Source organism: Agrobacterium sp. ST15.13.015 (assembly GCF_027871645.1).
Lineage (GTDB): Bacteria > Pseudomonadota > Alphaproteobacteria > Rhizobiales > Rhizobiaceae > Agrobacterium > Agrobacterium leguminum.
On sequence record NZ_JAQAHF010000019.1, the window covers coordinates 29,551 to 55,109 of the forward strand.

General features: G+C 60.5%; 22 protein-coding genes. 11 read left to right on the forward strand and 11 right to left on the reverse strand.

The window, feature by feature from the left end; translation table 11 throughout:
- Nucleotides 1–11: 11 nt before the first annotated feature.
- The 3 genes from graB to PIB16_RS23000 all read left to right on the forward strand — a co-directional run bounded on the left by graB (nucleotide 12) and on the right by PIB16_RS23000 (nucleotide 2,737).
- Nucleotides 12–899, forward strand: a complete 888-nt coding sequence (gene graB / locus PIB16_RS22990; protein WP_174039637.1) for a hydroxyquinol 1,2-dioxygenase — start codon at nucleotides 12–14, stop codon at nucleotides 897–899.
- The gene (locus PIB16_RS22995; protein WP_271046394.1) at nucleotides 896–1,234 is read left to right on the forward strand and encodes a YciI family protein; all 339 of its coding nucleotides are present in this window, start codon (nucleotides 896–898) and stop codon (nucleotides 1,232–1,234) included. Before graB ends, PIB16_RS22995 begins: the two co-directional genes overlap by 4 nt.
- Nucleotides 1,235–1,450: 216 nt before the next feature.
- The gene (locus PIB16_RS23000) at nucleotides 1,451–2,737 is read left to right on the forward strand and encodes an MFS transporter (RefSeq protein WP_271046395.1); all 1,287 of its coding nucleotides are present in this window, start codon (nucleotides 1,451–1,453) and stop codon (nucleotides 2,735–2,737) included.
- Between the two features lie 99 nt (nucleotides 2,738–2,836).
- Here PIB16_RS23000 and PIB16_RS23005 read toward each other — a convergent pair whose 3' ends face one another.
- The 3 genes from PIB16_RS23005 to mprF form a co-directional block, all read right to left on the reverse strand.
- On the reverse strand, nucleotides 2,837–4,165 hold the full coding sequence (locus tag PIB16_RS23005) for a telomere resolvase (protein ID WP_065656214.1): 1,329 nt from the start codon (nucleotides 4,163–4,165) through the stop codon (nucleotides 2,837–2,839).
- A 221-nt stretch (nucleotides 4,166–4,386) separates the two neighbouring features.
- Nucleotides 4,387–5,772, reverse strand: coding sequence for a virulence factor (locus PIB16_RS23010; protein WP_161987858.1), 1,386 nt, complete (start codon nucleotides 5,770–5,772; stop codon nucleotides 4,387–4,389).
- Nucleotides 5,769–8,369 (reverse strand): bifunctional lysylphosphatidylglycerol flippase/synthetase MprF, encoded by a 2,601-nt coding sequence (mprF, locus tag PIB16_RS23015; RefSeq protein ID WP_080856748.1) that lies wholly within the window; start codon nucleotides 8,367–8,369, stop codon nucleotides 5,769–5,771. The genes PIB16_RS23010 and mprF overlap by 4 nt, the downstream gene beginning before the upstream one ends.
- A gap of 274 nt (nucleotides 8,370–8,643) precedes the next feature.
- On the opposite strand from mprF, the gene PIB16_RS23020 reads away from it, so the two are divergent.
- Nucleotides 8,644–8,937, forward strand: a complete 294-nt coding sequence (locus PIB16_RS23020) for a hypothetical protein (RefSeq protein ID WP_174039633.1) — start codon at nucleotides 8,644–8,646, stop codon at nucleotides 8,935–8,937.
- A gap of 55 nt (nucleotides 8,938–8,992) precedes the next feature.
- On the opposite strand, the gene PIB16_RS23025 is transcribed toward PIB16_RS23020, so the two are convergent.
- Nucleotides 8,993–10,033: a dipeptidase gene (locus PIB16_RS23025; protein ID WP_271046396.1), complete on the reverse strand. Its 1,041-nt coding sequence runs from the start codon at nucleotides 10,031–10,033 to the stop codon at nucleotides 8,993–8,995.
- A 236-nt stretch (nucleotides 10,034–10,269) separates the two neighbouring features.
- Here PIB16_RS23025 and PIB16_RS23030 point away from each other — a divergent pair, with 236 nt between their 5' ends.
- The 7 genes from PIB16_RS23030 to PIB16_RS23060 all read left to right on the forward strand — a co-directional run bounded on the left by PIB16_RS23030 (nucleotide 10,270) and on the right by PIB16_RS23060 (nucleotide 18,226).
- Complete coding sequence (locus PIB16_RS23030; RefSeq protein WP_220317365.1) at nucleotides 10,270–11,865, forward strand: ABC transporter substrate-binding protein; 1,596 nt, start codon at nucleotides 10,270–10,272, stop codon at nucleotides 11,863–11,865.
- Nucleotides 11,866–11,867: 2 nt separating this feature from the next.
- On the forward strand, nucleotides 11,868–12,881 hold the full coding sequence (locus PIB16_RS23035) for an ABC transporter permease (protein ID WP_271046413.1): 1,014 nt from the start codon (nucleotides 11,868–11,870) through the stop codon (nucleotides 12,879–12,881).
- Nucleotides 12,878–13,780, forward strand: a complete 903-nt coding sequence (gene nikC / locus PIB16_RS23040; protein ID WP_271046397.1) for a nickel transporter permease — start codon at nucleotides 12,878–12,880, stop codon at nucleotides 13,778–13,780. The genes PIB16_RS23035 and nikC overlap by 4 nt, the downstream gene beginning before the upstream one ends.
- 3 nt (nucleotides 13,781–13,783) lie before the next feature.
- Complete coding sequence (locus PIB16_RS23045; protein ID WP_174036442.1) at nucleotides 13,784–14,614, forward strand: ABC transporter ATP-binding protein; 831 nt, start codon at nucleotides 13,784–13,786, stop codon at nucleotides 14,612–14,614.
- A complete protein-coding gene (locus tag PIB16_RS23050; protein WP_078051639.1) occupies nucleotides 14,611–15,351 on the forward strand; it encodes an ABC transporter ATP-binding protein in 741 nt (246 codons plus the stop codon). Before PIB16_RS23045 ends, PIB16_RS23050 begins: the two co-directional genes overlap by 4 nt.
- 213 nt (nucleotides 15,352–15,564) lie before the next feature.
- The gene (locus tag PIB16_RS23055) at nucleotides 15,565–17,076 is read left to right on the forward strand and encodes a serine hydrolase domain-containing protein (RefSeq protein ID WP_271046398.1); all 1,512 of its coding nucleotides are present in this window, start codon (nucleotides 15,565–15,567) and stop codon (nucleotides 17,074–17,076) included.
- Between the two features lie 253 nt (nucleotides 17,077–17,329).
- Nucleotides 17,330–18,226 carry a LysR substrate-binding domain-containing protein gene (locus PIB16_RS23060; protein WP_271046399.1) on the forward strand — a complete coding sequence of 299 codons (897 nt, stop codon included), beginning with the start codon at nucleotides 17,330–17,332 and terminating at the stop codon, nucleotides 18,224–18,226.
- A 7-nt stretch (nucleotides 18,227–18,233) separates the two neighbouring features.
- On the opposite strand, the gene PIB16_RS23065 is transcribed toward PIB16_RS23060, so the two are convergent.
- From PIB16_RS23065 to PIB16_RS23095, 7 genes are all read right to left on the reverse strand, one after another.
- Entirely contained in the window at nucleotides 18,234–19,100 is an 867-nt protein-coding gene (locus PIB16_RS23065; protein WP_271046400.1) for a D-amino-acid transaminase, read from the reverse strand.
- A 20-nt stretch (nucleotides 19,101–19,120) separates the two neighbouring features.
- The gene (locus tag PIB16_RS23070) at nucleotides 19,121–20,179 is read right to left on the reverse strand and encodes a P1 family peptidase (RefSeq protein ID WP_271046401.1); all 1,059 of its coding nucleotides are present in this window, start codon (nucleotides 20,177–20,179) and stop codon (nucleotides 19,121–19,123) included.
- Between the two features lie 144 nt (nucleotides 20,180–20,323).
- Nucleotides 20,324–21,280, reverse strand: a complete 957-nt coding sequence (locus PIB16_RS23075) for a sugar kinase (RefSeq protein ID WP_271046402.1) — start codon at nucleotides 21,278–21,280, stop codon at nucleotides 20,324–20,326.
- Between the two features lie 21 nt (nucleotides 21,281–21,301).
- On the reverse strand, nucleotides 21,302–22,360 hold the full coding sequence (locus tag PIB16_RS23080; protein WP_065655585.1) for an ABC transporter ATP-binding protein: 1,059 nt from the start codon (nucleotides 22,358–22,360) through the stop codon (nucleotides 21,302–21,304).
- 29 nt (nucleotides 22,361–22,389) lie between these two features.
- Nucleotides 22,390–23,211: a carbohydrate ABC transporter permease gene (locus PIB16_RS23085; RefSeq protein ID WP_174036486.1), complete on the reverse strand. Its 822-nt coding sequence runs from the start codon at nucleotides 23,209–23,211 to the stop codon at nucleotides 22,390–22,392.
- Between the two features lie 14 nt (nucleotides 23,212–23,225).
- A complete protein-coding gene (locus PIB16_RS23090; RefSeq protein ID WP_271046403.1) occupies nucleotides 23,226–24,164 on the reverse strand; it encodes a carbohydrate ABC transporter permease in 939 nt (312 codons plus the stop codon).
- Nucleotides 24,164–25,495 (reverse strand): ABC transporter substrate-binding protein, encoded by a 1,332-nt coding sequence (locus tag PIB16_RS23095; RefSeq protein ID WP_174036436.1) that lies wholly within the window; start codon nucleotides 25,493–25,495, stop codon nucleotides 24,164–24,166. The genes PIB16_RS23090 and PIB16_RS23095 overlap by 1 nt, the downstream gene beginning before the upstream one ends.
- Between the last annotated feature and the right edge of the window lie 64 nt (nucleotides 25,496–25,559).

Sequence of the window (25,559 nt, forward strand, 5' to 3'; positions counted from 1 at the left end):
GGGAGGAGACGATGGATATGAAGATGAGCAATGATGACGGCTACTTCGTCGAGGAACGTTCGGCTGAAACCGTGATCGCGCGGATGCGCGACTGTGACGATCCGCGTCTGAAGGAAATCATGGCGGTGGTGACGCGCAAGCTGCATGAGGCGGTGAAGGAAATCGAACCGACCGAGGAGGAGTGGATGAAGGCCATTCATTTCCTCACCGAGGTCGGCCAGATCTGCAATGAATGGCGGCAGGAATGGATCCTGTTTTCCGATATTCTCGGCGTCTCCATGCTGGTCGACGCCATCAACCATCGCAAGCCAAGCGGCGCGTCGGAATCGACCGTTCTCGGCCCTTTCCATGTCGCGGATGCGCCGGAAATGCCGATGGGTGCGAATATCTGCCTCGATGGCAAGGGCGAGGATATGGTGGTCACCGGACGCATCCTCGATACCGAGGGAGCGCCGGTCGCCGGCGCGCGCATCGATGTCTGGCAGGCCAATGACGAAGGTTTTTATGACGTGCAGCAGAAGGGCATCCAGCCCGATTTCAACCTGCGCGGCGTCTTCATCACCGGCGAGGACGGACGCTACTGGTTCCGGGCCGCCAAGCCGAAATATTATCCGATCCCGGATGACGGTCCGGTCGGGCAGCTGCTGCGCGCCATGGGGCGGCATCCCTACCGGCCAGCGCATCTGCACTATATCGTTTCGGCCGAAGGCTTCGCCACGCTCGTCACCCATATCTTCGATCCCGACGATCCCTATATCCGTTCGGATGCGGTCTTCGGCGTAAAGGAGAGCCTGCTCGCCGATTTCCAGCGGGTGGATGATGCGCAGAAGGCGCGGGACCTGGGTTTCATCGGCGACTGGTTCTGGTCGGTGAACCACGATTTCGTGCTCGCCCGATGAGCGGCGGCAGCGACCGAACCCGGCTTTACGTGCGTTTCGCCGAAAGCGATCCCGCCGCGGCCGCACAACGGGCGGCGCAGATAGAGGCTCACAAGGTCCATCTGCGCAATGGTGAGGCGATGGCGGAAGGGTTCAAGATTCTTGTCTCCGGCCCGATGAGCGCGGTTGCCGACGGCCCATCCGCCGCCCTCATTATTGCGCAGGCGCGCTCGATCGAAGACGTCATCGCCTTCAGCGATGCCGACCCATTCGTCATTCACGGTGTTTATAACCGCATTCATATTTTGAGCTGGACGCCGACGTTGTCGACGATTTCCGGGCTGGAGCCTGGCTGAATTTCGTCGGCGCGGTGCGCCTGGCATTTGTTAATATTTCATTTGCAATTTTTGCAAATGCAACATTTAATCGAAGGCGGGATGCTGGCGATATGTGCTTGACAGGAGCAGGGCACATATCAGTGTGGAGCACGCCGGGCACTCACGGAGGATATCGCAGGAACGGGAGACGCTTATCCATACCGGATGGCGCGTTCATGCGTGAAAGGGAGGAACATGTCCACGAATTATCTGAGCGCCGCGTCAGCGCGGACGAAGAACCCGGCCGTCGTTATCGCGACATGCGGCCTGATGATCATGTTTGACGGTTACGATCTCGTCGTTTACGGCGCGGTCGCACCGGCACTCTTGAAAGAAGGCGCATGGGCGCTCAATCCGGCCATGGTCGGGCGCGCCGCCGCGCTGACGCTGGTAGGCATGCTGCTGGGCGCGCTTTTTGCCGGCACCATGGCCGACCGCATCGGCCGCCGGAAGGTGGTTCTTCTCAGTCTCGCCGGCTTTTCGGCGATGATGATCGCCTCGGCCATGACGCCGAATTTTCTCGCCTTCGAAATAACGCGCTTCTTCGCCGGTCTCGGGCTTGGCGCGCTGTTGCCGACGGTCACCGCGCTGGTGCTGGAATTTTCGCCGCCGCATCGCAGGGCGCAGGCCAATTCCCTGTCTTTCCTCGGTTATCTTATCGGCGGCATCATTTCCGGCGTCATGGGCATTCTCCTTCTGGAGACCTATGGCTGGCGGCCCTTGATGCTGATCGGCGGCCTGCCGCTTATTCTTCTGCCGATCTTCATGCGTTTCCTGCCGGAATCGCCCGAATGGCTGGCAAGCAAGGGCCGGCAGGCGGAGGCTGACGGCATTTGCGACAGCTACGGTCTGCAACGCATCGTGCCGCATGCGAAAATTCAAAAGGGCGGTGTCGGCGCGCTGTTCTCGGAAGGCCGGCTGCTCTCGACGCTGAATGCCTGGGGCATCCACTTCTGCTCGCTGCTTCTCACCTTCGGCATGGTCAACTGGCTGCCCACCATCATGAACAAGATGGGTTATGATATCAGCTCGGCGCTCAGCTTTTCCGTCATGCTCAATGTCGGGGCCGCGATCGGCATCCTCATCGGCGGTCGGTTTGCGGATAAGGGCAATGTCAAGGTGGTCGTAGCGATCCTGTTTGCCATCGGCGCTGCCTCGATCTTCGCCCTGACGGTGAACAAGGGTCCGCTTCTTTATGCCTTCGTCGCCCTTGCGGGTGCGGGCACCATCGGCACGCAGATTCTCGCCAATGTTCTGGTGGGGCGGCTCTATCCCGTTCATATTCGCGGCGCGGGTCTCGGTTTTTCACTGGCGGTTGGGCGGCTCGGCGGCATTGCCGGCCCGATGATCGGCGGCCTCGTGTTGCAGCGGGGTCTGGCGCCCGAGTGGAATTTCTACATTTTCGGCTCGGTCGCACTTGTGGGGCTGATGCTGACGGTATTGACCCTGCTTTACCGCACCTCCGGTGACGCGCGGGTTTGATGAATGAAACGGCTGGCCGCGGAGAACCGAAATCCGCGGCCGGAGCATTTCCGGCAAAGCTGCCGAGCGGTTTTACGCCCGGAAAATGACGTTAACGCATCATGCCTTGCGGGACACCGGCGCTATTGTCGCCATCTGCTGCAACGTCCGTTCATTGACGCGCTTGGCCCGCGCCAGCGCATCGTCGCGATCTTCCGGCAGTGTATAGGTCATATAGGACAGCGACGTTTCGAGGTCGTTGTTGTTATGTCCGAGAATGGCGGCGAAGTAGCTGTTCTTGGTCACATGCGGCGGCGCGAAATTGTGAAAGGCCACCTCGGCATAGAGGTGCCGGAGGCCATAGGGCTTGGGAAGCTCTTCCTTCGGCCAGAGATCCTCGAACAGGTTAAAAACCGTGTCCCGGAGCAGCAGGCGGGTTTCCGACGAAAAATCGTCGATCGACATGCCATGCCACAATTTTCCCTGTCCGCTTTCGCGCAGGCGCCTATAGGCGGCCAGAATGGTTTCCGAGCGGGCAAGCACCGGGATTTCATAGGTAATCCCGAATTTCGTTCCTTCGCCCTGTTTCGTCTTGGCCTGGCCGTTGAACAGGAGGCTCCATTTGGAGACGCCCTTGCCATAGGGGGCCGGCGAAAATTCGGCCTGGGTGAAGACCTCGTAGGGGCGGCGCCCGGTCATGCCGATCAGGCCGATGCCGATCATCAGGGGATCGGCGGACAGGAGCTTATCGGCGCAAATCTTCAGAACCTGCCGGTAATTCTCGAAGGTGATCAGCGCGCCGTGTTTTCTGGCGATCTTCTCCATCTTCACCCGGCGCGCATCGTCATACATCGCGGCATCGCCGGTGGCGATCTTCAGCATCGGGTGGTCGTCGCCGAAGGCCTCGCGGATGGCGTTGCGATATTTGGTGATGTAGGAGATGATCGTTGTCTGGGCTCTGCCCTTCATGGTGCTGATTTCAGCATTCCACAGGGACTGCATCTCTTCTTTCGTTCCCATACCGTTCATCGCCGAAATGAAATCCGCGATGCGCAGCAGAACGGTCGGCTTGCGACCGGCGGTGTTGAACTCCGCCCGTTCGATTTTTTCGACGATGGAGGTCGCCACGCCGGTTTTCGTATAGTCGGCGCGCGCAATATAGGTGTTCAGCCGCTCGCGCAGCTTTTTCATGTTGCAGATGGCAAGCGGCGTGCTCTTGACGCCGAACTCCGCCTTCAGCGCATTGCGATATTTCATGATGTAGAGTTCAAGCGTCTTTTCGGTGCGGCCATTGTCGAAATGGTAGCGGACCTCGGCATCCCACAAATCGCGGATTTTTCTGTTGCGCAGCGTGTCATCGCTCTTCATCGCCTCTTTGACCTGGCCGACGAAATGATCGATGCGTTCCACGAGGACTGGTGTTTTCGTCTTTCGCTTTGAAGCGGGCATGCGGCGGCTCCCTGAACCCGTCCGGAAATATAAAATCCATGGTTGGCGATCAACAGCAGCACGGTTGCGGAAATGTGATGAACATCCACTGCAGGCCGGTTTCTTTTGAATAATAGTTTAAGCGATTCCGCAAGCACGGCCGCGACGCGAAGAAGCATCGGCGATGCATTCGCCGCCGAAGATCATCCTAGACGCGGGATTTCGGCCGATGGGGATGCAGGTTATTTCGGAAGCCGGGTCTTCAGCGACGTCACGATACGCTTGGCCAGTCCCTCATAGTCCTCGTCAAAATGGTGACCGCCCTCGATGCCGACTGCTTCCACGCCCTTGGCTTTCAGGCCGGGGCAGGGGTCTTCATCTTCTTCTTCCGTGCCATAGATGCATTGCACCAGCTTCGGATCAATCTTGGCGATGTCATCCACCGTCTTGCCGCCCTTGCCTTCACCGGCAACGCCAAGCCAGCCTTCGACGGAAATCTCGAAATCCACTTCGGTCGAAAGTCCCATCAGGGTCAGTTGCACGACATGCGACTTGTCGCGGTCCGGCAGCAGATTATAGGTGGCGGGAAGAATATCGGCACCGAAGGAATAGCCGATCAACACCACATTGCGGACTTTCCATTCCTTGCGATAGGTGTCGATGATGCGGCCGAGATCTGTGGCGACCTCCTGCGGTTTCTTTTCCTTCCAGAAATAGCGGAGCGAATCGACGCCGATGACGGGTATGCCTTCCTTCTGGAAGGCGCCGCCCACTTCCTCGTCGAGATCGCGCCAGCCGCCGTCGCCGGAATAGATCACCGCCATGGTGTCCATCACCGGGCTGGTTTCCAGAACCTTGATCGGCAGGCCGAGCGGGCTGTCGGTGTCGCCTGCGGCGTCGATCTGGTCGGACAGGGTCTGGGTCAAAACCTCGTCCGCCTTGTCATCCACATCCGTCACGTCGATATCGGGATGCAGCTTGACGAGCGCGTTGACGTGGTCGCGGCCCTTCTGATCCGCGGCAGGCGTGAACAACACGCTGACGGGGGCGGGCAGCGGCCCGTCGGTCAGGCCATAGACCGTTTCGCCATCCGCCTTGTCCTTGGTTGCGGGGGTGCAGAGGATTTTCTCAAGCGGCAGGCCGGCCTTGGGGTCGACGGCGATGGCTTCCCGGACGGTGGAAACGGGGCTCTGCGCAATCATCGCCAGCGCCAGCGTTCCGCCCTTGCCGATGCCGGTGAGGATGGGCTGGCGATAGCTGCTCGTGCCGGCGGTGCGCTGGATCTGCTGCGAGAGCGACTCGATGTCCGAGATCATATAGATGCACTCGTCATCATCGGCCTCGAGCGCCTTCAGATATTCCTTGAAATCGATACCGACCACGGCTGCGCCCTTTTCCACCAGCGCCTTGGCGCGGGTCTCATCGGCAGCCGTCCATCCGTCCGCATCAGAAATCAGGAAGACGCTGGCGAGAATTTCGCCATCCGGCACCATGATATGCTCGGAAGGGATCATGCCGGTCTCGTAAGCGGGTTTGTCCTGCGCAAAAACGGCGCCAGAAACAAACAAGGGGGAGGCGAACAGGGCGGAGGCGGCAAGAACTGCTTTCAGCATGCTGGGTTTTCTCATTTTCCGATCACTCCTCTGACGCCGCCGCTGATGAGAACCGTCGCGTCCATCAGCGCCAGAGCGGCGTCTGCGCCGTTCTGCACGGCAAGGTAACGCGGTTCCCATTTCGGGTGAAACTTCGCCTTGAAGGCGCGAAGTCCCTTGAAGTTGTAGAAACGTTCGCCGTGTTCGAACAGCGTGCTGCCGATGCGGTCCCAGACGGGGGCGGCGTCGCGTTTCGACATGCCGGACATGGGGGCCATGCCGAGATTGAAGCTCTCATAGCCCGCCTCGCGCAGATATTGCATGATGCTGACGAAGAGAAAATCCATCGAGCCGCGCGGCGCATCCGGCGAAAAACGCATGAGGTCGACGGTGGCTTCCTTTTTCGTGTCCGTCACCATCAGATTGGCGAAAGCGGTGATCTTTCCATCCTTGCGCAGCACGGCGACAGGTTGCGACAGGATGTAATCCGGCTCGAAAGCGCCAAGAGAGAAACGCTTTTCCCGGGTATTGTGGTGGGCGAGCCAGCCATCGGAGACCTGTTTCAGCTCATCCAGAATATCCGCCACCTGCGCCTGTTCGACCACCTCGAAGGTCAATCCGTCGCGCGCGCCGCGGCTCAGCGACTGGCGAAGATTGGCAAGCTTGCCGCCCTTCAGTTCGAATGCGGTGAGATCGACCAATGCCAGTTCGCCGAGCTTGAAGGCGCGCAGGCCCGCATCGGCGCAATGGGAGAGGAGGAAAGGCGAAATCTGGTAGAAGGCGGCGCGCGCACCGGCGCCACGGGCGGCTTCCACGAATTGCCAGACCAGATCCGGAAAATCATCCTCATCGCCGACCGGATCGGCAAACGCGATCCATGAGCGGCCCTGGATGCCATACATGATGAAGGCGTTGCCGCTTTCGGAGAACATCACGTGTTTGTCGCCCATGCGCACCAGATTGGCGTCGGCCGCATCCTGTTTCATGACGATGCCGGTCGCACTCGTGACGTCGTCGGCCTTGATGGCGTCCGGCCTGAAGGCCACCGGCCGCATCAGGCTGAAGATGGCGATGGTGGAGGAGGCAAGCACGAGGCCGAGAAGGGCGCGCAATCCGCGCGGCGCTTCCTCGGAGAATTCGAACTGCCACCATAATGTCTGGCTGTAATCCGTATCGCGATAAACGAAGAGCAGGATTGTCGCCGCGCCGGCAATGATGACGGCCATGGCGGCGAGCCAGCTTGGGCCCAGCGCCTGCTTAACCAGCGAGGCATGGCGGTTGAAGCTGCGCATATTGACGGAGAGGGCCGCAATGAAGACGCCGAGGATGGCGGCTTCGAACACGGCGATGGCCTTGAGGAGCGAGAGGACCAGCGCCAGCGAGGCGGCGACCAGCGCAATCCACCAGGCGCCGTCAAGCCGCTGCCCGAGGCCGCGCGAAGCGACGACAAGCACGAGGCCGAGAATGCTCGTGAGAAAATGCGCCGCTTCAACGATGGGAAGCGGTACGAAATTGGAGAGGAAATCTAGATTGCTGTCCGGCGTCGGCGTCACACTCGAGAAGATCAGCATGGTGCCGAGGATCATCGCGAAGGTCGATAGCAGCGGCGGCGCGAGCCTGACGGCAAGCTGGCTGATATCGGAGACAACAGGCTTTGCCGCGAACTGCTTCATCTCCGAGACGAGCATGACCAGAATGGCCACCACCAGCGGCAGCACGTGATAGATCACGCGGTAGAGAACGAGGCTTCCGAGCAGCTGATCGACGCTGATGGCGTTGCCAAGCCCCGCAACCATGACGGTTTCAAAGACGCCGAGGCCGGCGGGCACATGGCTGAGCACACCGAGGCCGACGGCGGTGGCGTAGATGGCGAAAAATGTCGGCCAGCCGAGATGCGTGTCGGGCAGCAGGACATAAAGCACGGAGGCGGAGGCGGCGATATCGAAGGCGGAGACCAGGAACTGGCGCGACGATGTCCGGCTGTCCGGGAGACGAAGCCGCCATGCGCCGAGCCGGATGGCGCGCCCGTTGCGCCCGACATAGGCGGCCGCCACGAGAATTGCGATTATGGCAAGCGCTGCACCCCTGAGAATAACGGCATCGACGCCGATGATGGCGGCGATGCGCGGTGCGACGATGAAGGTGGAGATGGCGCTGACCGAAAGCAGCCCAAGCCCGAAGGACAGCGTGACGAAGGCGATGACGCGGGCGATTTCACCGGGTGACAGACCCAGCCGGGAATAGGCGCGAAAGCGGATGGCGCCACCGCTCAAGGGGCCGAAACCGGCGGTATTGCCAATGGCATAGGCCGCAAACGCAGTTGCCGCCATGGGCGGAAAGGGCAGCTTGCGGCCGATATATTCGATGGCATTGGCGTCGTAGAATATCAGCGCCAGAAAGCTGAGCGCGGTGAAAACGATGGCGAGCAGCACCGCCGAGGCCGAGGTCTGTGTCAGCGCATCGATGACGTCGTCATAGCGGACTTCGGAGGTCAGGTGATAGATGGCGAAAGTCATCATCACGAAGACCAGCGTAATGGCGATCGCGGTCAGATAGGGTCGGTTTCTGGCAAAAAAGCTTTCAACCGCAGATTCCGTAACATCGGTTTGTGTAATTTCGCTCTTGTCTGCCATTTACTTTGCCCAGCGCCAGTTCCTGTTGGCGAACCACAGGATTGTGTCGCTAATTCGTTTAGGTTGAGGAAATGTGATTAGCAGAAAAGCATGAAGTGTCGATGTGAAGTTTATGTCCGATCATGCGTGAATTTCACCGGTCGGGCGCTGAAAATACAACTATGGAATGCATGATTGGTGGGATTGTTCCGAATGACGCCAAATTGACCGTTGCGGTTGCTTGGTGGTGCCGTTTGATGCGACTACACGCTCCTTTCGATTGAAGGAGATGCCAATGAACAAGCCCACAAGAATAATAGTTTCGCTCGTCGTCGCCCTTGTGGCGGGCGGCGGATACATGGCGGTGGATAAGATGCGCGGCGCCGAATGGGTCGTTTCGCCGCAACAGATCGCGGAGGCCAAGGCAAAAGGGCAGATGGGTTATGAATCCCGTCCGGGCACCGTGACTGTGTTGCCGATCCGCAGCGAGACGGCGGATGTGCTGCCGATGAAATGGGCGCTGATTGGTGTCGTCGCCGGGCTTCTGGCTTTCCGGGCGACCGGCAAGAAAAAAGCGGCAAAGGCTTAAGGGCCTGCCGCTCACATCTCCGGCGCTTTGCGCCGGAGATAAATTGCAATATGCCTCACGCGCCCCAGGTTTTTTCGAGCACACGGATCCAGTTGCCGTGGCAGATTTTGGCGAGCGCCTCGTCGTCATAACCACCCTTGCGCAGGGCTTCGACCAGCAATTGCAGATCGGCTGCGTCCTTCATGGCCGCGGGAATGGTGGTTCCGTCGAAATCCGAACCGAGCGCGACGTGATCGATGCCGATGCGGTTGACGATATAGTCCACGTGGCGGACGAGTTCGTTGAGATCGGTGTCCGGATTTTTCACGCCGTCCTGACGCAGGAACAGAACGCCGAAATTGATGCCTGCGAGGCCGCCCGTGTCGCGGATGGCGTCAAGCTGCCGGTCCGTCAGGTTGCGGCTGTGATTGCACAGCGCATAGGCGTTGGAATGCGAAGCCACCAGCGGCGCGCCGGAAATCCCGGCAATGTCCCAGAAACCCTGCTCGTTCATGTGCGACAGGTCGACCATGATCTTCAGCTCGTTGCAGGTCTTTATCAGCCTCTTGCCGGCATCCGTGAGGCCGGGGCCGATATCCGGCGTCGAGGGGAAACGGAAGGGAACGCCGTAAGCGAAGATGTTCGGGCGGCTCCAGACCGGCCCGAGCGTGCGCAGGCCCGCTTCGTAGAGAACGTGGAGCGCATCCAGATCGGCGCCGATCGCCTCCGCACCTTCGATATGGAAGACGGAGGCGAAAGCGCCCTCTGCCATGGCGTCGCGGATATCGGCGGCCGTGCGGCAGACCTTGAGCGCGCCTGCGGATTGTTTTTCGGCCCGGAACAAAAGGCCGGCCATGGCAAGCGTTGCCTTCAGCGCATCCGCCTCAGTCGGCGTCGGGTAGTCGCCGTTGGCGTCCTTGTCCATGCTGGGCGAAGGCACATAGGCGGCGCAGAGGCCACCGGCCAGCCCGCCTTTCTTGGCGCGGGGCAGGTCGATGTGGCCGACGGTATCCCCTTCGACGAGAAGCGTTTCGGGGGAAGCATTGCCCGATCGCCATAACCGCAGCAGCACGTCGTTGTGGCCGTCGAAGACGGGTACGGTTTTTTGATCGGTCATGGTCATTCACCTTCGGAAATGGGATTGCGCGGACGCGCGTGCGGACGAGTTTTCTGAATTGGTAGAGGAAAGGTCAAGGCGGGAGCAAATGCAATCCGTGCATAGGCTCTGCCAAATTTGGAATTGGTCGGGCCTCGTTTGCTCGTGGTAATCGCGGGAAAACATAAAAAAAAATGACTGGATTGGGGCAAACCCATACCGTTTTCCGAAAAATAAGGTCCGAAAGGGGATTTTCGATGATTTCAAGACGCAACCTGCTGATTGCCGGCGCTGCCGTTCCGTTCCTTTCTTATGCGCGCATTCCGGCCTTTGCCGCGACGCCGAAGGATATTCTGGTTGTTGCGCAGCAGCTGGACAATATGACGAGCCTTGACCCGCATGAAGGTTTCGAAGCCGTCGGCGGTGAAATCATCTCCAACATGTATCAGAAGCTGGTGCGCGCCAACCGTGAGGATTCGACCAAGGTCGATCCGGTCATCGCGAAATCCTGGGAAGCCGATGCGGACAGCAAGGTCTTCACCTTCACGATCGGTGACGAGGCGACCTTCGCGAGCGGCGCCAAGGTCACGGCGGAAGACGTCGCCTTCTCGTTGCAGCGCGCCATCAAGATGAACAAGAGCCCGGCCTTCATCATCAGCCAGTTCGGCTTCACGCCCGACAATGCCGAGACGACTATCGTTGCCACTGATGACAAGACGGTGAAGCTGACGACGGCAAAGCCGACCGCCATCTCCTTCCTGCTTTATTGCCTCTCCGCCAATATCGGCGCGATCGTCGAAAAGAAGGCGGTTCTCGCCAATGCTTCCGGCGAAGACCTCGGCAATGGCTGGCTGCAGAAGAACAGCGCCGGCTCCGGCGACTTCGTGCTACAGGCCTGGAAGCCGAGCGAAAGCGTTGCGCTCACCGTCAATCCGAACGGTCCTTACAAGGGCAATATCAAGCGCATCATCCTGCGCCACGTCACCGATCCGTCTTCCCAGCTGCTGATGCTGCAGAAGGGCGATATCGACATTGCCCGCGACCTGACGTCGGAACAGCTGCGCACCGTCAAGGACGATGCGAATATCGAACTGGAGCGCAAGTCCATTGCCTCGCTGGTGCTGATCTCGCTCAACCAGGGCAATGAGAACCTCGCCAAGCCGCAGGTCTGGCAGGCCATCAAGTGGGCGCTGGACTACAAGGGCATGCAGGAAAACATCGTGCCGCTGACGCACGAAATCCACCAGAGCTTCGAGCCGAAGGGTTTCCCCGGCGCCGTCAACGACATTCCGTACCAGCGCGACGTCGAAAAGGCCAAGGCTTTGATGGCGGAAGCCGGTCTTGCCGACGGTTTCGAGATCAGCATGGATCACTATTCCGCCCAGCCTTATCCCGATCTGGCGCAGGCCATTCAGGCAAACCTTGCCGATATCGGCATCAAGGTGCGCCTGCAGTCGGCGGAAAACCGTCAGGTTCTGACCAAGATGCGCGCGCGTGAGCACCAGATGGCGCTTTCCGCATGGGGCACGGATTATTTCGATCCGCATTCCAACGCCGATGTCTTCAACATCAACAAGGACAATGGCGACGACGCCAAGTCGAAGCCCTTCCTGTGGCGTTCGCGCTTCAAGAACGACGACTTCGCCGCCAAGGCCGAAGCCGCGCGTGACGAGAAGGATCCTGCAAAGCGCGTGGAGCTTTATGAAGCCCTGCAACGCGAGCACATGGAAAACAGCCCCTTCGTCTTCATGTTCCAGACCACGAAGACGGCAGCCTTCCGCAAGGGTGTTTCCGGCTTCGAACTCGGCGTTCTCTCCGAGGGCAATTCCTACCACGATGCGAAGAAAGCGTGACATTGAACAAGCGCGTTAAAAGCATATCGTCGATACTGAGCAGCGTCCTCCTGACGCTGTTCGGTTTGATGGTCATCACCTTCATGATCGGGCGCGTCATGCCCGTCGATCCCGTCATCGCGGCGGTCGGCGATAACGCGCCCGAAGACGTCATCGTGCGGGTCCGGGCCGAAATGGGTCTCGACCAGCCGCTGGTCGTGCAGTTCTTCCATTATGTCTCGCAGGTCCTGCATGGCGATTTCGGCAATTCGATCCTGACCCGCAATCCGGTCTGGATCGATATCAAGCGCGTTTTCCCCGCCACCTTCGAACTTGCCACCGCAGCTCTCATCCTTGCTGCGCTGATCGGCATTCCGCTCGGTGTCTGGGCGGCCGTCAAGCAGGGCAAGCTGACCGACCAGGTCATCCGCGTCGTCTGCCTTGCCGGTCACTCCGTGCCGGTCTTCATGCTGGCGCTGATTTCGCTGCTCGTCTTCTACGCCACGCTTGGCGTCGCACCGGGGCCGGGCCGGCAGGACATCATCTATGACGGCATGATCACGCAGGTCACTGGTCTGATGACGGTCGACACGCTGCTTGCGGGCGACTGGGACGCCTTTTACGACGCCATCGCCCATATGGTGCAGCCCGTATGCATCCTCGCCTATTTCAGCATGGCCTATATCACCCGCATGACGCGCGCCTTCATGATCGACGCGCTGAAGGGCGAATATGTCATCACCGCCCGCGCCAAGGGGCTTTCGGCCATGACCGTGATCTGGGGCCATGCCTTCCCGACGGTCGCCGTGCAGCTCATCACGGTTCTCGCGCTCACCTATGCCGGCCTCCTCGAAGGTGCGGTGGTGACGGAAACTGTGTTCAGCTGGCCGGGTCTCGGCCAATATCTCACCGTCTCGCTCATGAACGCGGACATGAACCCCGTCGTCGGAGCAACCCTGTTGATCGGCTTCATCTATGTCGCCCTCAACCTGCTCGCAGACGTGCTTTACAGAGTTATGGATCCTCGCGTTCGATGATGTTAGCTAATTTCAGAAACTGGGCGCTGGATGAGACGCCACATTCGCGAACACAGGCTGCCTGGGGCAACCGGTATCGCATCTGGCTCAATCTCAAGTCCAATCCGCTGGCGGTAATCGGACTTACGATCATCGTTCTCTTCATCGCGCTGTCGCTGCTGGCGCCGCTGCTTGCCCCTTACGATCCGGCGACGCAGAACCTCGGCAATCGCTTAGCGTTTCCGAGCGCCGAACACTGGTTCGGCACGGATGAGCTTGGTCGCGATATTCTCTCGCGCATTCTCTATGGCGGCCGCGTCACGCTCGGCATGGTCATTGCCGTCGTCGTTCTCGTAGCACCCATTGGCCTCGCCATCGGCTGCATCGCCGGTTATTTCGGCGGCATTGTCGATACGGTGCTGATGCGCGTGACGGATGTGTTCCTGGCCTTCCCGCGCCTCATCCTCGCGCTTGCTTTCGTCGCGGCTCTGAAGCCGGGTGCCGAGAGCGCCATTCTCGCCATCGCGCTCACCGCCTGGCCGCCCTATGCGCGTCTGGCGCGCGCCGAAACAATGACGGTGCGCGGCAGCGATTTCGTTGCGGCTTATAGGCTGACCGGCGCTTCCGCCTGGCGCATCATCGCCCGGCATATCGCGCCGCTTTGCGTGCCGAGCCTTATCGTGCGCATTACGCTTGATATGAGCTCGATCATCATCACCGCCGCAAGCCTCGGCTTCCTTGGCATGGGTGCACAGCCGCCTTCGCCGGAATGGGGTGCGATGATCGCCACCGCCAAGCGCTTCATCTTCGAACAATGGTGGGTCGCCACCATTCCCGGCATCGCCATCTTCCTCGTTTCGCTCGCCTTCAACTTCCTTGGCGATGGCCTGCGCGACGTTCTCGACCCGAAGGGACATTGAGCCATGCTGGTCGAAATCGAAAATCTGAAGATCGCTTTCCAGACCCGCACCAGCCGTTTCGAGGCGGTGCGCGGTGTCTCCATGAAGCTCGGCACTGAAAAGCTCGGCATTGTCGGCGAATCCGGTTCCGGCAAGAGCCTGACGGCGCGGGCGCTGATGAAGCTCCTGCCCTCCAATGCGGATATCCGCGCCGACAAGCTCGCCTTCGACGGCATCGACGTGCTGTCGGCCAGCGAAAAGCAGATGCGGCAGATCCGCGGCAAGCGGGCCGGCTTCATTCTTCAGGACCCGAAATATTCGCTGAACCCGGTGAAGACCATGGGGGCGCAGATCGCGGAAGCCTGGCGTGCCCATAAGGGCGGCAGCAAGCGTGCCGCCATGGAAGCGGCCATCGCGCTTCTCGATCAGGTGAAGATCCGCAATCCGCGCCAGGTTGCCTCATCCTATGCGCATGAGGTTTCCGGCGGCATGGGCCAGCGCGTGATGATCGCCATGATGCTCGCGCCCGATCCGGAACTGCTGATCGCCGACGAACCGACCAGCGCGCTTGACGCCACGGTGCAGGCTGAAATCCTGCGGCTGATAGAGGAGCTGGTATCGGAACGCGGCATGGGCCTCATCCTCATCAGCCACGACCTGCCGCTCGTTTCGCATTTCTGCGACCGCGTCGCTGTCATGTATTCAGGCCGGGTGATGGAGGAACTGAAGGCTTCCGAGCTTTTGAAAGCCCAGCATCCTTACACGCAGGGACTGCTGAACTGCATTCCCTCGCTGACGCATCCGCGCGAGCGTCTTCCCGTTCTCAACCGTGATGCAGCGTGGTCCAGCCAATGATCGACGTCGATAATCTCCGTATCAAGTTCGGCGACCGCGAAGTGGTAAAGGGCGTGTCCTTTTCGGTGGAAAAGGGCGGCAGCTTCGGCATCGTCGGCGAAAGCGGCTCGGGCAAGTCCACCATCCTGCGCGCCATGGCCGGCCTCAACGAAAGTTGGGAAGGCCGCATCGCCTTTGCCGGCAAGGATGCGCCGCTGAAGCGCACGCCGGAATTCTTCCGGCAGGTGCAGATGGTGTTTCAGGACCCCTATGGCTCGCTGCATCCGCGCCAGACCATCGACCGCATTCTCAGCGAATTGCCGCTGGTGCATGGCATGGACAATATCGAAAAGCGCATCCAGCAGGCACTCTCGGATGTGGCGTTGCCGCAGGCCGTGCGGTTCCGTTTCCCGCACCAGCTTTCCGGCGGCCAGCGCCAGCGCGTGGCGATTGCCCGCGCCTTGATCGCCGATCCGCAGGTGCTGCTGCTTGATGAGCCGACTTCGGCGTTGGATGTTTCGGTGCAGGCGGAAATTCTGAACCTGTTGCAGGACCTGCGCGCGGCGCGCAACCTCACCTATATTCTCGTCAGCCACAATCTGGCGGTCATTGCGCATCTGTGCCCGCAGGTGGGCGTGATGTTGAACGGGGAAATGGTGGAGCAGCTGAGTGCGGACGATCTGCGCGAAGGCCGCACGAAACATCCGCATACGGAAGAGCTGCGCAGCCTGAGCATCCGGTTGGAAGAGCCGGCCTGAGTCTACGTTGCCAATAAATCGAGCGGGTGCCACGAGTTTCTTCTCCCCGAGGGGGAGAAGTCCGCGGCAGCGGGATGAGGGGGCAAGCTTCCCGTAAATCTTTACCGTTGCCCCCTCATCCGACCCTTCGGGCCACCTTCTCCCCCTCGGGGAGAAGAAACAAGCGGCGATGCCGAGGCTTTCTGTAGAGACGACAAGACACGAGACCGAACCATGCCACAGCAATTCGACTGGAATGCCGCTTCAACGCTTGCCGAGAGCTTCGTCTCGCAATGGGCGGGCAACGAGCCGGGCGGGGCGGTCATCGGTTTCGATCTCGGTGGCATTCGCTTCGCTCATGCTGGAGGTGTCGAAAGCCTCTCCACCTTCGCACCTTTCACGCCGCAGAGCGTGGTGCGTTATGCTTCCGTCACCAAACACGCTTTCTGTGCCATGGTGCTTGCCCACTCCGATCTGATCGGGCTTGACGATACACTCGGCAAGCATCTGCCGGAGCTGCAATCGCCGCTCCGCGAGGTGACGGTGGGGCAGGCGCTGGATATGAGTGGCGGGCTGCCGGATACGCGGGAATGCCTCTCACTGCTTGGTCTTTCCGTTTACACGGAGACAAAGGCCGGCCCGCTTCTCGAATACCTTTCGCGGCTGACGCGGCTGAATTTTCCTGCTGGCAGCGAGGTGTCTTATTCCAATACCGGTTATCGTCTGGTGGAAGCGGCGCTGGAGCGTCGCGGTTTCCGTTTCGATGATTTCGTTCAGACGCAGATTGCCGGTCCCTTCGGCGTGTTCCTGAAGGCGCCGGATGTCTGGAACGATCCTGTCGACGGGTTGGTGCCGGGTTACTGGAAGGATGAAGACAACTGGCAGCTTTCGGCCGCCGGTCTGCATATTTCCGCTTCGGGCAGTCTTGCCGGCAGCGCCGAAGCGCTGACCCGCTGGTTGCAGGGGCTGATGCGGGGCGAGGGCAGCTTTGCGGGTGTTCTCCACAGGCTTTCTGCTGAACGTTCGTTGGCCGATGGGCGAATGAGCGAATATGGTCTCGGCCTGCGCTGGTCGCATCTGGGAGACAGGCGCTTCGTCGGCCACGGCGGTTCGCATCCGGGCTACAAGACTTACTTTCTCCTCGATCCGGAAAACGGCACTGGTTTTGTCGTGGTGTCGAACCGCGAGGATACCAACGGCTTCAAGATCGTGCTGGAAAGCATGGCCGCCCTCACCGGCCTGCCTTTGCCCAAGCCCGCCGCCAGCCTGCAGGAAGGCCTTTACGTGACCGAAAGCGGGCCGTGGTGGCTGGAAATCAAGGGCAGTACGTCGACTTTCATTGATGGTGACGACACGCTTTATGAGGATGCGGATGGCTGGGTCTCTTCCCGCTCCGCATCGTCTCCGATGCGCCTCAGGCTAGAGGGTGATGCCATTGTTGGCGAGGCCGGCCACGCCGCTCGCCGCTTCCTGCCGGTCGGCGATCATGCGGTGCCGGATGATCTTTCGGGCTCGTGGCGCTCGGATGAGGGCGCCGAATTTTCGATCAGCGGCTCATCGCTGACGATGGGCATCGGCCCGACGCGTCGCAGCATGCCTCTGAAGGCGCTCGGTAATGGCCGTTTCCTCTTCACGCTGATTGACGGGCCGTGGACGAAGCGCGTCTGCCTCAACCGGCTGGGTGACGACCGGATCGAGCTGGTTTCCAGCCGGGCGCGGATGATCGAATATTCCAGAACCTGCTAACGGTCTGAAACCGATCCCGTTGCGCCCGACAAATTCGACGTCATCCTCGGGCCTGTCCCGAGGATCTGCAAGCGATTGATTTTGTTGACGTGCTTAGATCCTTGGGATAAGCCCAAGGATGACGAGAGCGAGGCTCGGGCTATTTCCTCAACAGTCCGAAGTTTCTAGTGGGTTTCAATCAGGTTCCATTGCTCCTAATAAAGACCCATGTTCCCGGCAGGCCGGGACAACATCTTTGTGGGAGAACAGGCCCTTGGAAGTCAAATGGCTCGAGGATTTCCTGGCGTTGGCCGGAACGCTCAATTTCTCGAAAGCGGCGGATGAGCGGCATGTGACGCAATCCGCCTTCAGCCGACGCATCAAGCAGCTGGAGGCCTGGGTGGGTGCCACGCTGGTCGATCGTGCTTCCTACCCCTCGCGGCTGACCGAGGCGGGCGTGAAGTTCGTGCCGGTGGCACAGGAGACGCTGAAACAGCTCTATCATGCCCGGCGCACCCTGTTGCAGGAGGATGGCGAGGATGCGAAGACGGTTCGGCTGACGGCCCTGCACACCCTGTCCTTCACTTTCTTCCCGGATTGGCTGAAACGGGTGAACGAGAAGGCCGGGCCGCTGTTTTCGGTTCTGCGGCCGGATTCCGGCAGCATGGAGGAGAATCTCAATTCGCTGGTGGACGGGCAGAGCGATTTCCTTCTGACCTATGCCCATCACGAAGTGCCGATGCTGCTCGATGCGCAGACCTTCGAGTTCCGCGTGCTGGGTGCGGAAAACATCATTCCCGTTTCCGCGCCGGCGAAAGACGGCTCGCCGCTGCATGAACTCATGGAAAATGCACGAAAACCATTCGCCTATCTGGACTATGAAAAGGCTTCGTTCTTTGGGCCGTTGCTGCGCGATCTGCTGAGCGCGCGCCTGCCGCAATTCGAGCGGGTGCATGAGGGCAGCATGTCGGTGGGGCTGAAAGCCATGGCGATGGCCGGCTGGGGTGTCGCCTGGGTGCCGGAAAGCCTGATGCGGCACGAGCTGGATAGCGGCGCGCTGGTGCGTGCCGCCGATGACAGTTTCGATATTGCCGTCGATATCCGGCTTTATCGTTCCAAGGAGAACCGCCGGCCCGTTGTCGAGCGTATATGGGCGGTTCTCGAAGGCTGATGTTTGCTTAAATCGCGGTGCGGCGGGCGTTTTCGAGGTAGAGCGCGCGCAAGCGGCTCACCATCGGGCCGGGCTTGCCGTTACCCACCGGCTTGCCGTCGATCTTCGTGACCGAAACCACGAAGTTGGAGGCGCTGGTCAGGCAGGCCTCGTCAGCATTCAGCGCCTCTTCCAGCGTGAAAGGGCGTTCTTCCAGCGTGAAGCCGGCTTCCTTGGCCAGCTGTAGCGCGGCAAGGCGGGTGCAGCCGGGCAGGGTCTTGTTGCTGTTGCCGCGGGTGACGATCTTTTTGTCGCCGGTAATGATATAGGCGGTGGAGGAAGCGCCTTCGGTAACGAAACCATCCTCGATCATCCAGGCTTCGTCACAACCCTCGGCCTTGGCGATGCGCTTGGCCATGACCTGCGGCAGCAGGCAGACGGTCTTGATGTCGCGGCGTTCCCAGCGCTGGTCGGGAACCGATTTGACGGCGATGCCGGCTTCCTCGACCGGGGTGCCGATCAGTTTCTTGGCCTGGGTGAACATGACCAGCGTTGGCTTCAGATCGGCGGAGAAGAGGAAGTTGCGGTCTTCGGCGCCACGCGTCAGCTGCAGGTAGATCATGCCTTCGACAAGGTTGTTGTCGGCGATCAGGCGGCGCTCGGCCTCGACGATCTCTTTCGTGGTGACCGGCAGCGGCACATCGATTTCGCGGGCGCTGCGCTCCAGCCGGGCCATATGCAGGTCGCTGTCGATCAGCTTGCCTTCCAGAACCGAGGTGACTTCATAAATGCCGTCGCCGAACAGGAAACCGCGGTCGAAGATGGAAAGGCGGGCGTCCGCTTCGGGCAGGAATTCGCCGTTGACGTAAACGATGCGACCGGATTGGCTAGTCATGAAAACTCCGTCTGGAAAAGTCAGGCTGAAAGAAGGGTTTTAAGGGCGTCGATGGAAATGGCCTCGACCGTGGAGACCTTGCCGGTGCCGGCATTGAAGCCAGTTGTCGTGGTTGCCGCGCAGAGCGAATTGAGGATCGCCTCCTCCGTCGCCTCTATCGCGGCTTCGAAGAATGGCGAAATCGCATCGTTGGAAAGTTCCGGATAGTCTGCGACGGCCTTGCGGCGCGCAGGCGTGCGGCGCAGCCGCTCATCGGTGGAGAATGCCAGCGCATAGTCACCGGAGCCGTTGCTGAGTGCCGCACCCGTGCGCGCCAGCCCGCCGAAGCTTCTAGCCGCCAGACGCTTCAGGTTGCGGGAGGAGAGCGGCGCGTCGGTGGCGACAATGATGACGATCGAGCCGTCCTTGTCCTTATGGTCAGGGCTGACATAGGACTTGCCGCAGACCAGCAGATGGCCGCCGTAATTGGATTGGACGAGAATGCCGAGCGTATAGGTCGTTCTGGCGATGGTGACGATGCGGGATGCGGTGCCGATGCCGCCTTTCATGCCGAAGGCCACCGTGCCGGTTCCGGCACCCACGCCGCCCTCGGCCACCGGGCCTGTGGCCGCGTTTTGCAGCGCGACCGAAATTTCCTCGATGGTCGGGCGGCCGGCACGGATGTCGTTCAGGCGGGAATCGTTGGTTTCGCCAACGACGGCATTGATCGAGACGACTTTCTCATTGCCCGGCTGTGCCAGCGTATGGCGGTTGATCGCCTCGATGGCCCGGCCAGTTGCCAGCGTATTGGTGAGGATGATGGGTGTTTCGAGCTCGCCGAGTTCCTCGATCTGGGTCGAACCGGCAAATTTGCCGAAGCCGTTATAGACGGCGAAGGCGGCGGGCACCTTGTCCTGAAACAGGTTGCCGCCATGCGGCAGGATCGCGGTTGCGCCCGTGCGGATCGTGTCGCCTTCGATGACGGTCGAATGGCCGATGGTCACGCCTTCGACATCGGTGATGGCGTTGAGCGGGCCGGTCTCGAAATGGCCGGGCCGGAAACCGATATCGCGCAGTCTCGGGCGGGTCGTCTGATGCATCGGGCGATCACTTTTGCGGAATACGGGCTCAAGGTGGAAAAGGCGCGGCTTCATGAAAAGCTTTGCTCTGACTTGACGTTAGACTACTTCGCCGCGAAACGGCATCGCAAAAATGGAATAGTTTTATGCAGGCAATGGATGCGCTCAGGAGGCGCGCAGCGCGGGTTCGCCTTCACGCTCCAGCCATTGGCGCATCGCGTCTTCCGTCTCTTCGCGCGTCGGTGCGCCGATGCGGCCGCCGAAGATCGTGCATTTCAGCGCGGCGGCAACGGAGGAGAGGCGGATGGCCGCGCGGCTTTCCATGCGCTCAGCCATCGCAAGTGCAAACGTGCCGTGGAAAATATCGCCCGCCGCCAGGGTATCGACTGCCTTAACCTGCATGGTCGTCTGGAAATGCACCGTGGGATCGCCGGCTTCCGTCCACCAGCAGCCTAGTGGACCGGCGGTGACGGCGATGAAGGTCTGCGGGTAGCGGGAATGCAGCATCGGCAGCATGTCCTTCACCGTTTCAAGTCCGGTGAGCCGGGCGGCGGCGGGTTCGGAAAAGACGATATGGGTTGCGGCGGGAGCGAGCTTTTCAAGCGTCTCTACCGGAGCAACGTCGCCATCCAGAATGGCGGGTTTGCCAAGCGCGCGTGCCACCGTCAGAACATCGCGCGCCAGTTCCGGCCAGCGAACATCAACCAGAACGGCATCAAAGGGGGCAATATCCTCCGGCGTGCAGGTGCGTTTTTTCTCATGCAGTCGGTGATCGTAAAAAGGCACGATCAGCCGTTCTCCCCGGTCATCGATGATGATCGTCGACAGGGCCGAGCGCGCCCCGGCGGCGATAGTCATGCCGGCAACATCGATGCCGCTTTCGGCGAGATCGCGCAGGATGCGGGTGCCGGTTTCGTCATCGCCCACCGCGCCCCAGAGGCTGGCGCGCCCCCCCATGCGATGGACGGCATAGGCAGCACTGGACGCCATGCCTTCGGCGATCTGCAGCATCTCATAGGGCAGGACCTTGCCCTCACCCTTCGGCATGTCATGCACACGGAACAGGGTGTCCAGCACGGCGGCACCCACGCAGAGCACATGCTTGCCGCCTTTGTCTGCCATGCTGTTCACTTCTGTCACCTGTCAGATACGCTTGCCGCTGTCCTTGTCGAACAGATGCACGGTTGCCGGATCGATGGCAATGCGGATCGTATCACCGAAGCGGACATTGAGGCGCTCGCGGAACAGGCAGGCGATCTCGTCGCCCTTGCAATTCAGCTTGGCATAGATTTCCGAGCCGGTGCCTTCGACCAGTTCGACCCGGCCTTCAATGCCACTCTCAGCGGCGCGGATATGTTCCGGCCGCACGCCGTAGACGAGGTCACGGCCGCCCAGCTTGCCGATATCGGCATTGGCGGGCAGCGGCAGGCTGAGGCCCTTCGCCGTGCGGAACACACCTTCCTCCACCCGGCCGCGAATGAAATTCATGGCGGGCGAGCCGATGAAGCCGGCGACGAAGAGGTTGGCGGGATTGTCGTAAAGCTCCAGCGGCGCGCCGATCTGCTCGATGACGCCATCATGCAGCACCACGATCTTGTCGGCCATGGTCATGGCTTCCACCTGGTCGTGAGTGACATAGATGGTGGTGGTGCCGATGCGCTGGTGCATGGCCTTGATCTCGCCGCGCATCTGCACGCGCAGCTTGGCGTCGAGGTTGGAAAGCGGCTCATCGAACAGGAAGACCTGCGGATCGCGCACCAGGGCGCGGCCCATGGCGACACGCTGGCGCTGGCCGCCGGAAAGCTGGCGCGGATAACGGTCCAGCAGCTTTTCCAGCCCCAGAATGGCGGCGGCCCTGTCCACCTTCGCCTTGGTTTCCTCGGCGCTCACCTTCTTCAGCTTCAGCGCGAAGCCCATATTGTCCTTGACCGTCATGTGCGGATAAAGCGCGTAGTTCTGGAAGACCATGGCGATATCGCGGTCACGGGCGGGCAGGTGGCTGACCTCGCGTGCGCCGATGTGGATTTCGCCGTCGCTCAGCTCTTCGAGCCCGGCGATCATGCGCAGCAGCGTGGATTTGCCGCAGCCGGAAGGGCCGACGAGCACGACAAATTCGCCATCCTTGATGTCGATATCGATGCCATGGATGATGTTGACCGCGCCGAAGCGCTTCTGGACGTTCTGAATATTGACCGGTGCCATGTGCAGGTTCCCGTTATGATTTGTTTGGTTCAGCCGCCCTTGACGGCGCCGGCGGTGAGACCCGCCACGATCTGTTTCTGTGCGAACATGGTCAGCAGCAGCACCGGCAGCGTCACGATCAGCGCTGCGGCGGCAAGCGGACCCCAGCTGACCTGTTCGAAGGACAGCATGTTGTAGACCGCGACCGGCAGGGTGCGGGTTTCACGGCTGGCCAGCACGATGCCGAAGACGAAGTTGTTCCACGAGAAGATGACCGCGAGGATGAAGGAGACGACGATGCCGGGCTTGGCAATCGGTAGCGCCACCAGTCGGAAGACCTGCCAGGAGGACGCGCCATCGATGCTTGCCGCTTCTTCCAGTTCCTTCGGCGTGGTCTCGAAATAACCGATCATGATCCAGACGACGATCGGAACCGTCACCACCAGATGGATGATGATCTGTGGCCAGAGCGTGCCGAGCAGGTTCAGCCATTGGAACAGCAGGAACAGCGGAATGAGGAAGGAGAGGCCGGGCGTCATGCGGGCGATCATGATGACGACCGCCGACTTTTCCGCCTTCAGCCGGGCGATGCCATAACCGGCGGGCACGCCGATGACGAGCGCGAGAATAGTGGCCGCACCGGTGACGAGGACCGAGTTCCAGAAATAGAGGAAGAAGTTGTTTTCCTCGAACACCTTCACATAGTTCGACCAGGCGAAACGTTCGGGAATGAGGATCGGTGGATAGGCGCCGTTGTCGATTTCATATTTCAGCGACAGCGAGATCATCCAGATGAAGAACAGGATGACCGGTGAGATCATCACCAGCGCCACGAAGAACAGGCCGATGCGATCAACCGTCTTGCGTTTCAGGATTTTTGCACACATCAGCGATCCTCCATCTCGTTCCATTGCGAGCGCTGGCGCACCATCAGAAGCACGAAGGAGAGCGCCACGATGATGATGAAGAAGACGACGGCCATGGCCGAGCCGTAACCGATGTCGTAATAGGCGAATGCCGTGTTGTAGAGGTAGATGTTGATGGTTTCGGACGCGGTGCCGGGTCCGCCCTGGGTCATCGCGTAGATGATGTCGAAGCTTTTGACGGCGTCGATGGAGCGGATGATGACGGCGATCATGAGGAACGGCGCAATCATCGGCATGGTGAGATAACGAAACTTCTGCCAGGCATTGGCGCCATCGATTTCGGCGCTCTCATAGGGTTCGCGCGGCACGGCGGCCAGTCCGCCGAGCACGATCAGCATGACGAGCGGGGTCCATTGCCAGGTTTCCACCAGCACCAGAGAGGGGATGACGGTGGACTGGTTGTAGATCCATTCCAGCGGGCCGATGCCGATGAAGGAGAGCAGATAGTTCAGGACACCGAGCTGCGGGTGGAACATCATGGTCCAGACGAGCGCGATGGCGACCGGGGTCGCCATCATCGGCATGACGAAGACGCCGCGCAGGAAACCGCGCAGCGGCAATTGCGCATCGAAAACCAGCGCCGCCAATGTTCCGAGGAACAGTGGGGCGACGACCGACAGCACGGTATAGATGAGCGTGTGCCAGAGCGATTCCCAGAACCGGGCGTCGCTGGCGAGCCGGATGTAGTTCTCGAAACCGATAAAGCTCTGCTCCTGTCCGAGCGTCCAGCGATGCGCGCTCATCCAGAGGGTAAAGACCCATGGAAAAACGATTACCGCCGAAATGACGACAAGTGCCGGTATGACAAAGGGCCAGTAGTTGGGAGCAAGCCTTGCCGGCCTGCTCCCTTCTTTACGACTGACGCCTGTTTTGGTGTTTTCGATGCTCACGGAGGCCATTATCCCTCGCTACGCGCCAGAACGGGTGCGAACTGTTCCGTCGCCTTCTTGAGTTCTGCGGCAGGATCCGCGCCGCCGATCATGTTGGTGAGGCCGACGCCGTAGATGTCGCGGAATTCCGTCACCGGAATGATGACGGGCAGCGCAAGCTGCGAGACCTTGCCGGAACCGACGACCGCATCCAGCCAGGCGGCCGGCATCTTCACGCCTTCACGCACCTTCTGGTCTTCGAGGATGGACTGGCGGAAGGGAACGCCGGCACCCGCCTGCAACAGACGCGCGCCCATTTCATGCGAAATCGCCCATTGGCAGAAGAGGTAAGCGGCTTCCTTCTTGCTGCTGGCTTCGACGACGCCGAGACCATCACCGAATGTGCCGGCGGCCTGCGCTGCCGGGCCCTTCGGCATGACGCCGTAACCGACCTTGCCGACGACGCGGGATTTTTCCGGGTTTTCGATTGGCGGCGCAAAACCGACGCCATCGAACCACATGCCGATCTTGCCCTGGAGGAAGGCCGACTGCGCTTCCGCCCAGTTGAAGCCGGAGACGCCGGGAGGGGCGGCCTTGGTCATCAGGCGCTGATAGAGCTTGGCGGCTTCCACCGCTTCCTTGGATTCGGTGTTGACCTTTCCGTCCGCGCCGATGGGCTTTGCGCCATAACCCAGCATCAGCGAGGTCCAGACCGGGGTATTGGCGTTCTTCAGGCCACGGGCAACGAAACCATAGGTGTTGGTTGCGGGATCGGTGATCTTTTCCGCCGCCGTCACCAGTTCCTCAAAGGTCTCAGGGTATTTCAGGCCCTTGGCTTCGAAGAGCTCCTTGTTCCAGTAGACGATCCAGTAATCCACCGAGAAGGGCAGCGAGCGCAGCACGCCGTCGCTATCCTTGGCAAACAGCATACCTGCCTCGGCAAAATCCTTCTCCGCAAGCGAAGGATCGGTCAGCGACGGGTCCTTCAGGAAGCCGCTGATATCGGCAAGCCATTTGCCCTTTTCGAATTGGCGCTTCTGAACGTGGTAGCTCAGATGCACCACATCGAAGCTCGGCTTGCCGGAGGAAAGCTCGATCACGACCTTCTGGCGCTGCTGCTGTTCCGGGGTGGCTTCGGCATTGACCTTGATGCCGGTCAGTTCTTCAAATTCGCCGAGATATTTGATCAGCGTTTCGCTGCGTGGGCTTTTGACGAGATTGACCTCAAGCGTGGTGCCGGCGTGTTTTTTCCAGTTCACCGCTGCCGATGCCGGGCGAATGCCGAGCATCGCGCCGCCGCCAAGCGCCGCCGTGCCTGCCAGAAAGGCGCGACGCGTGGGGTTGAGCAATGAATGCGTCATGTCAGTTCTCCTCCAGATTAGCCGGAAATTCTCCTCACCCCGGCTTGTTGCTTATTTTCCTGCA

Excerpts from the sequence above, each read along its gene's own strand:
- graB (WP_174039637.1), top strand. The coding sequence starts at position 12 with ATGGATATGAAGATGAGCAATGATGACGGCTACTTCGTCGAGGAACGT.
- PIB16_RS22995 (WP_271046394.1), top strand. The coding sequence starts at position 896 with ATGAGCGGCGGCAGCGACCGAACCCGGCTTTACGTGCGTTTCGCCGAA.
- PIB16_RS23000 (WP_271046395.1), top strand. The coding sequence starts at position 1,451 with ATGTCCACGAATTATCTGAGCGCCGCGTCAGCGCGGACGAAGAACCCG.
- PIB16_RS23005 (WP_065656214.1), bottom strand. The coding sequence starts at position 4,165 with ATGCCCGCTTCAAAGCGAAAGACGAAAACACCAGTCCTCGTGGAACGC.
- PIB16_RS23010 (WP_161987858.1), bottom strand. The coding sequence starts at position 5,772 with ATGAGAAAACCCAGCATGCTGAAAGCAGTTCTTGCCGCCTCCGCCCTG.
- mprF (WP_080856748.1), bottom strand. The coding sequence starts at position 8,369 with ATGGCAGACAAGAGCGAAATTACACAAACCGATGTTACGGAATCTGCG.
- PIB16_RS23020 (WP_174039633.1), top strand. The coding sequence starts at position 8,644 with ATGAACAAGCCCACAAGAATAATAGTTTCGCTCGTCGTCGCCCTTGTG.
- PIB16_RS23025 (WP_271046396.1), bottom strand. The coding sequence starts at position 10,033 with ATGACCGATCAAAAAACCGTACCCGTCTTCGACGGCCACAACGACGTG.
- PIB16_RS23030 (WP_220317365.1), top strand. The coding sequence starts at position 10,270 with ATGATTTCAAGACGCAACCTGCTGATTGCCGGCGCTGCCGTTCCGTTC.
- nikC (WP_271046397.1), top strand. The coding sequence starts at position 12,878 with ATGATGTTAGCTAATTTCAGAAACTGGGCGCTGGATGAGACGCCACAT.
- PIB16_RS23045 (WP_174036442.1), top strand. The coding sequence starts at position 13,784 with ATGCTGGTCGAAATCGAAAATCTGAAGATCGCTTTCCAGACCCGCACC.
- PIB16_RS23050 (WP_078051639.1), top strand. The coding sequence starts at position 14,611 with ATGATCGACGTCGATAATCTCCGTATCAAGTTCGGCGACCGCGAAGTG.
- PIB16_RS23055 (WP_271046398.1), top strand. The coding sequence starts at position 15,565 with ATGCCACAGCAATTCGACTGGAATGCCGCTTCAACGCTTGCCGAGAGC.
- PIB16_RS23065 (WP_271046400.1), bottom strand. The coding sequence starts at position 19,100 with ATGACTAGCCAATCCGGTCGCATCGTTTACGTCAACGGCGAATTCCTG.
- PIB16_RS23070 (WP_271046401.1), bottom strand. The coding sequence starts at position 20,179 with ATGCATCAGACGACCCGCCCGAGACTGCGCGATATCGGTTTCCGGCCC.
- PIB16_RS23075 (WP_271046402.1), bottom strand. The coding sequence starts at position 21,280 with ATGGCAGACAAAGGCGGCAAGCATGTGCTCTGCGTGGGTGCCGCCGTG.
- PIB16_RS23080 (WP_065655585.1), bottom strand. The coding sequence starts at position 22,360 with ATGGCACCGGTCAATATTCAGAACGTCCAGAAGCGCTTCGGCGCGGTC.
- PIB16_RS23090 (WP_271046403.1), bottom strand. The coding sequence starts at position 24,164 with ATGGCCTCCGTGAGCATCGAAAACACCAAAACAGGCGTCAGTCGTAAA.
- PIB16_RS23095 (WP_174036436.1), bottom strand. The coding sequence starts at position 25,495 with ATGACGCATTCATTGCTCAACCCCACGCGTCGCGCCTTTCTGGCAGGC.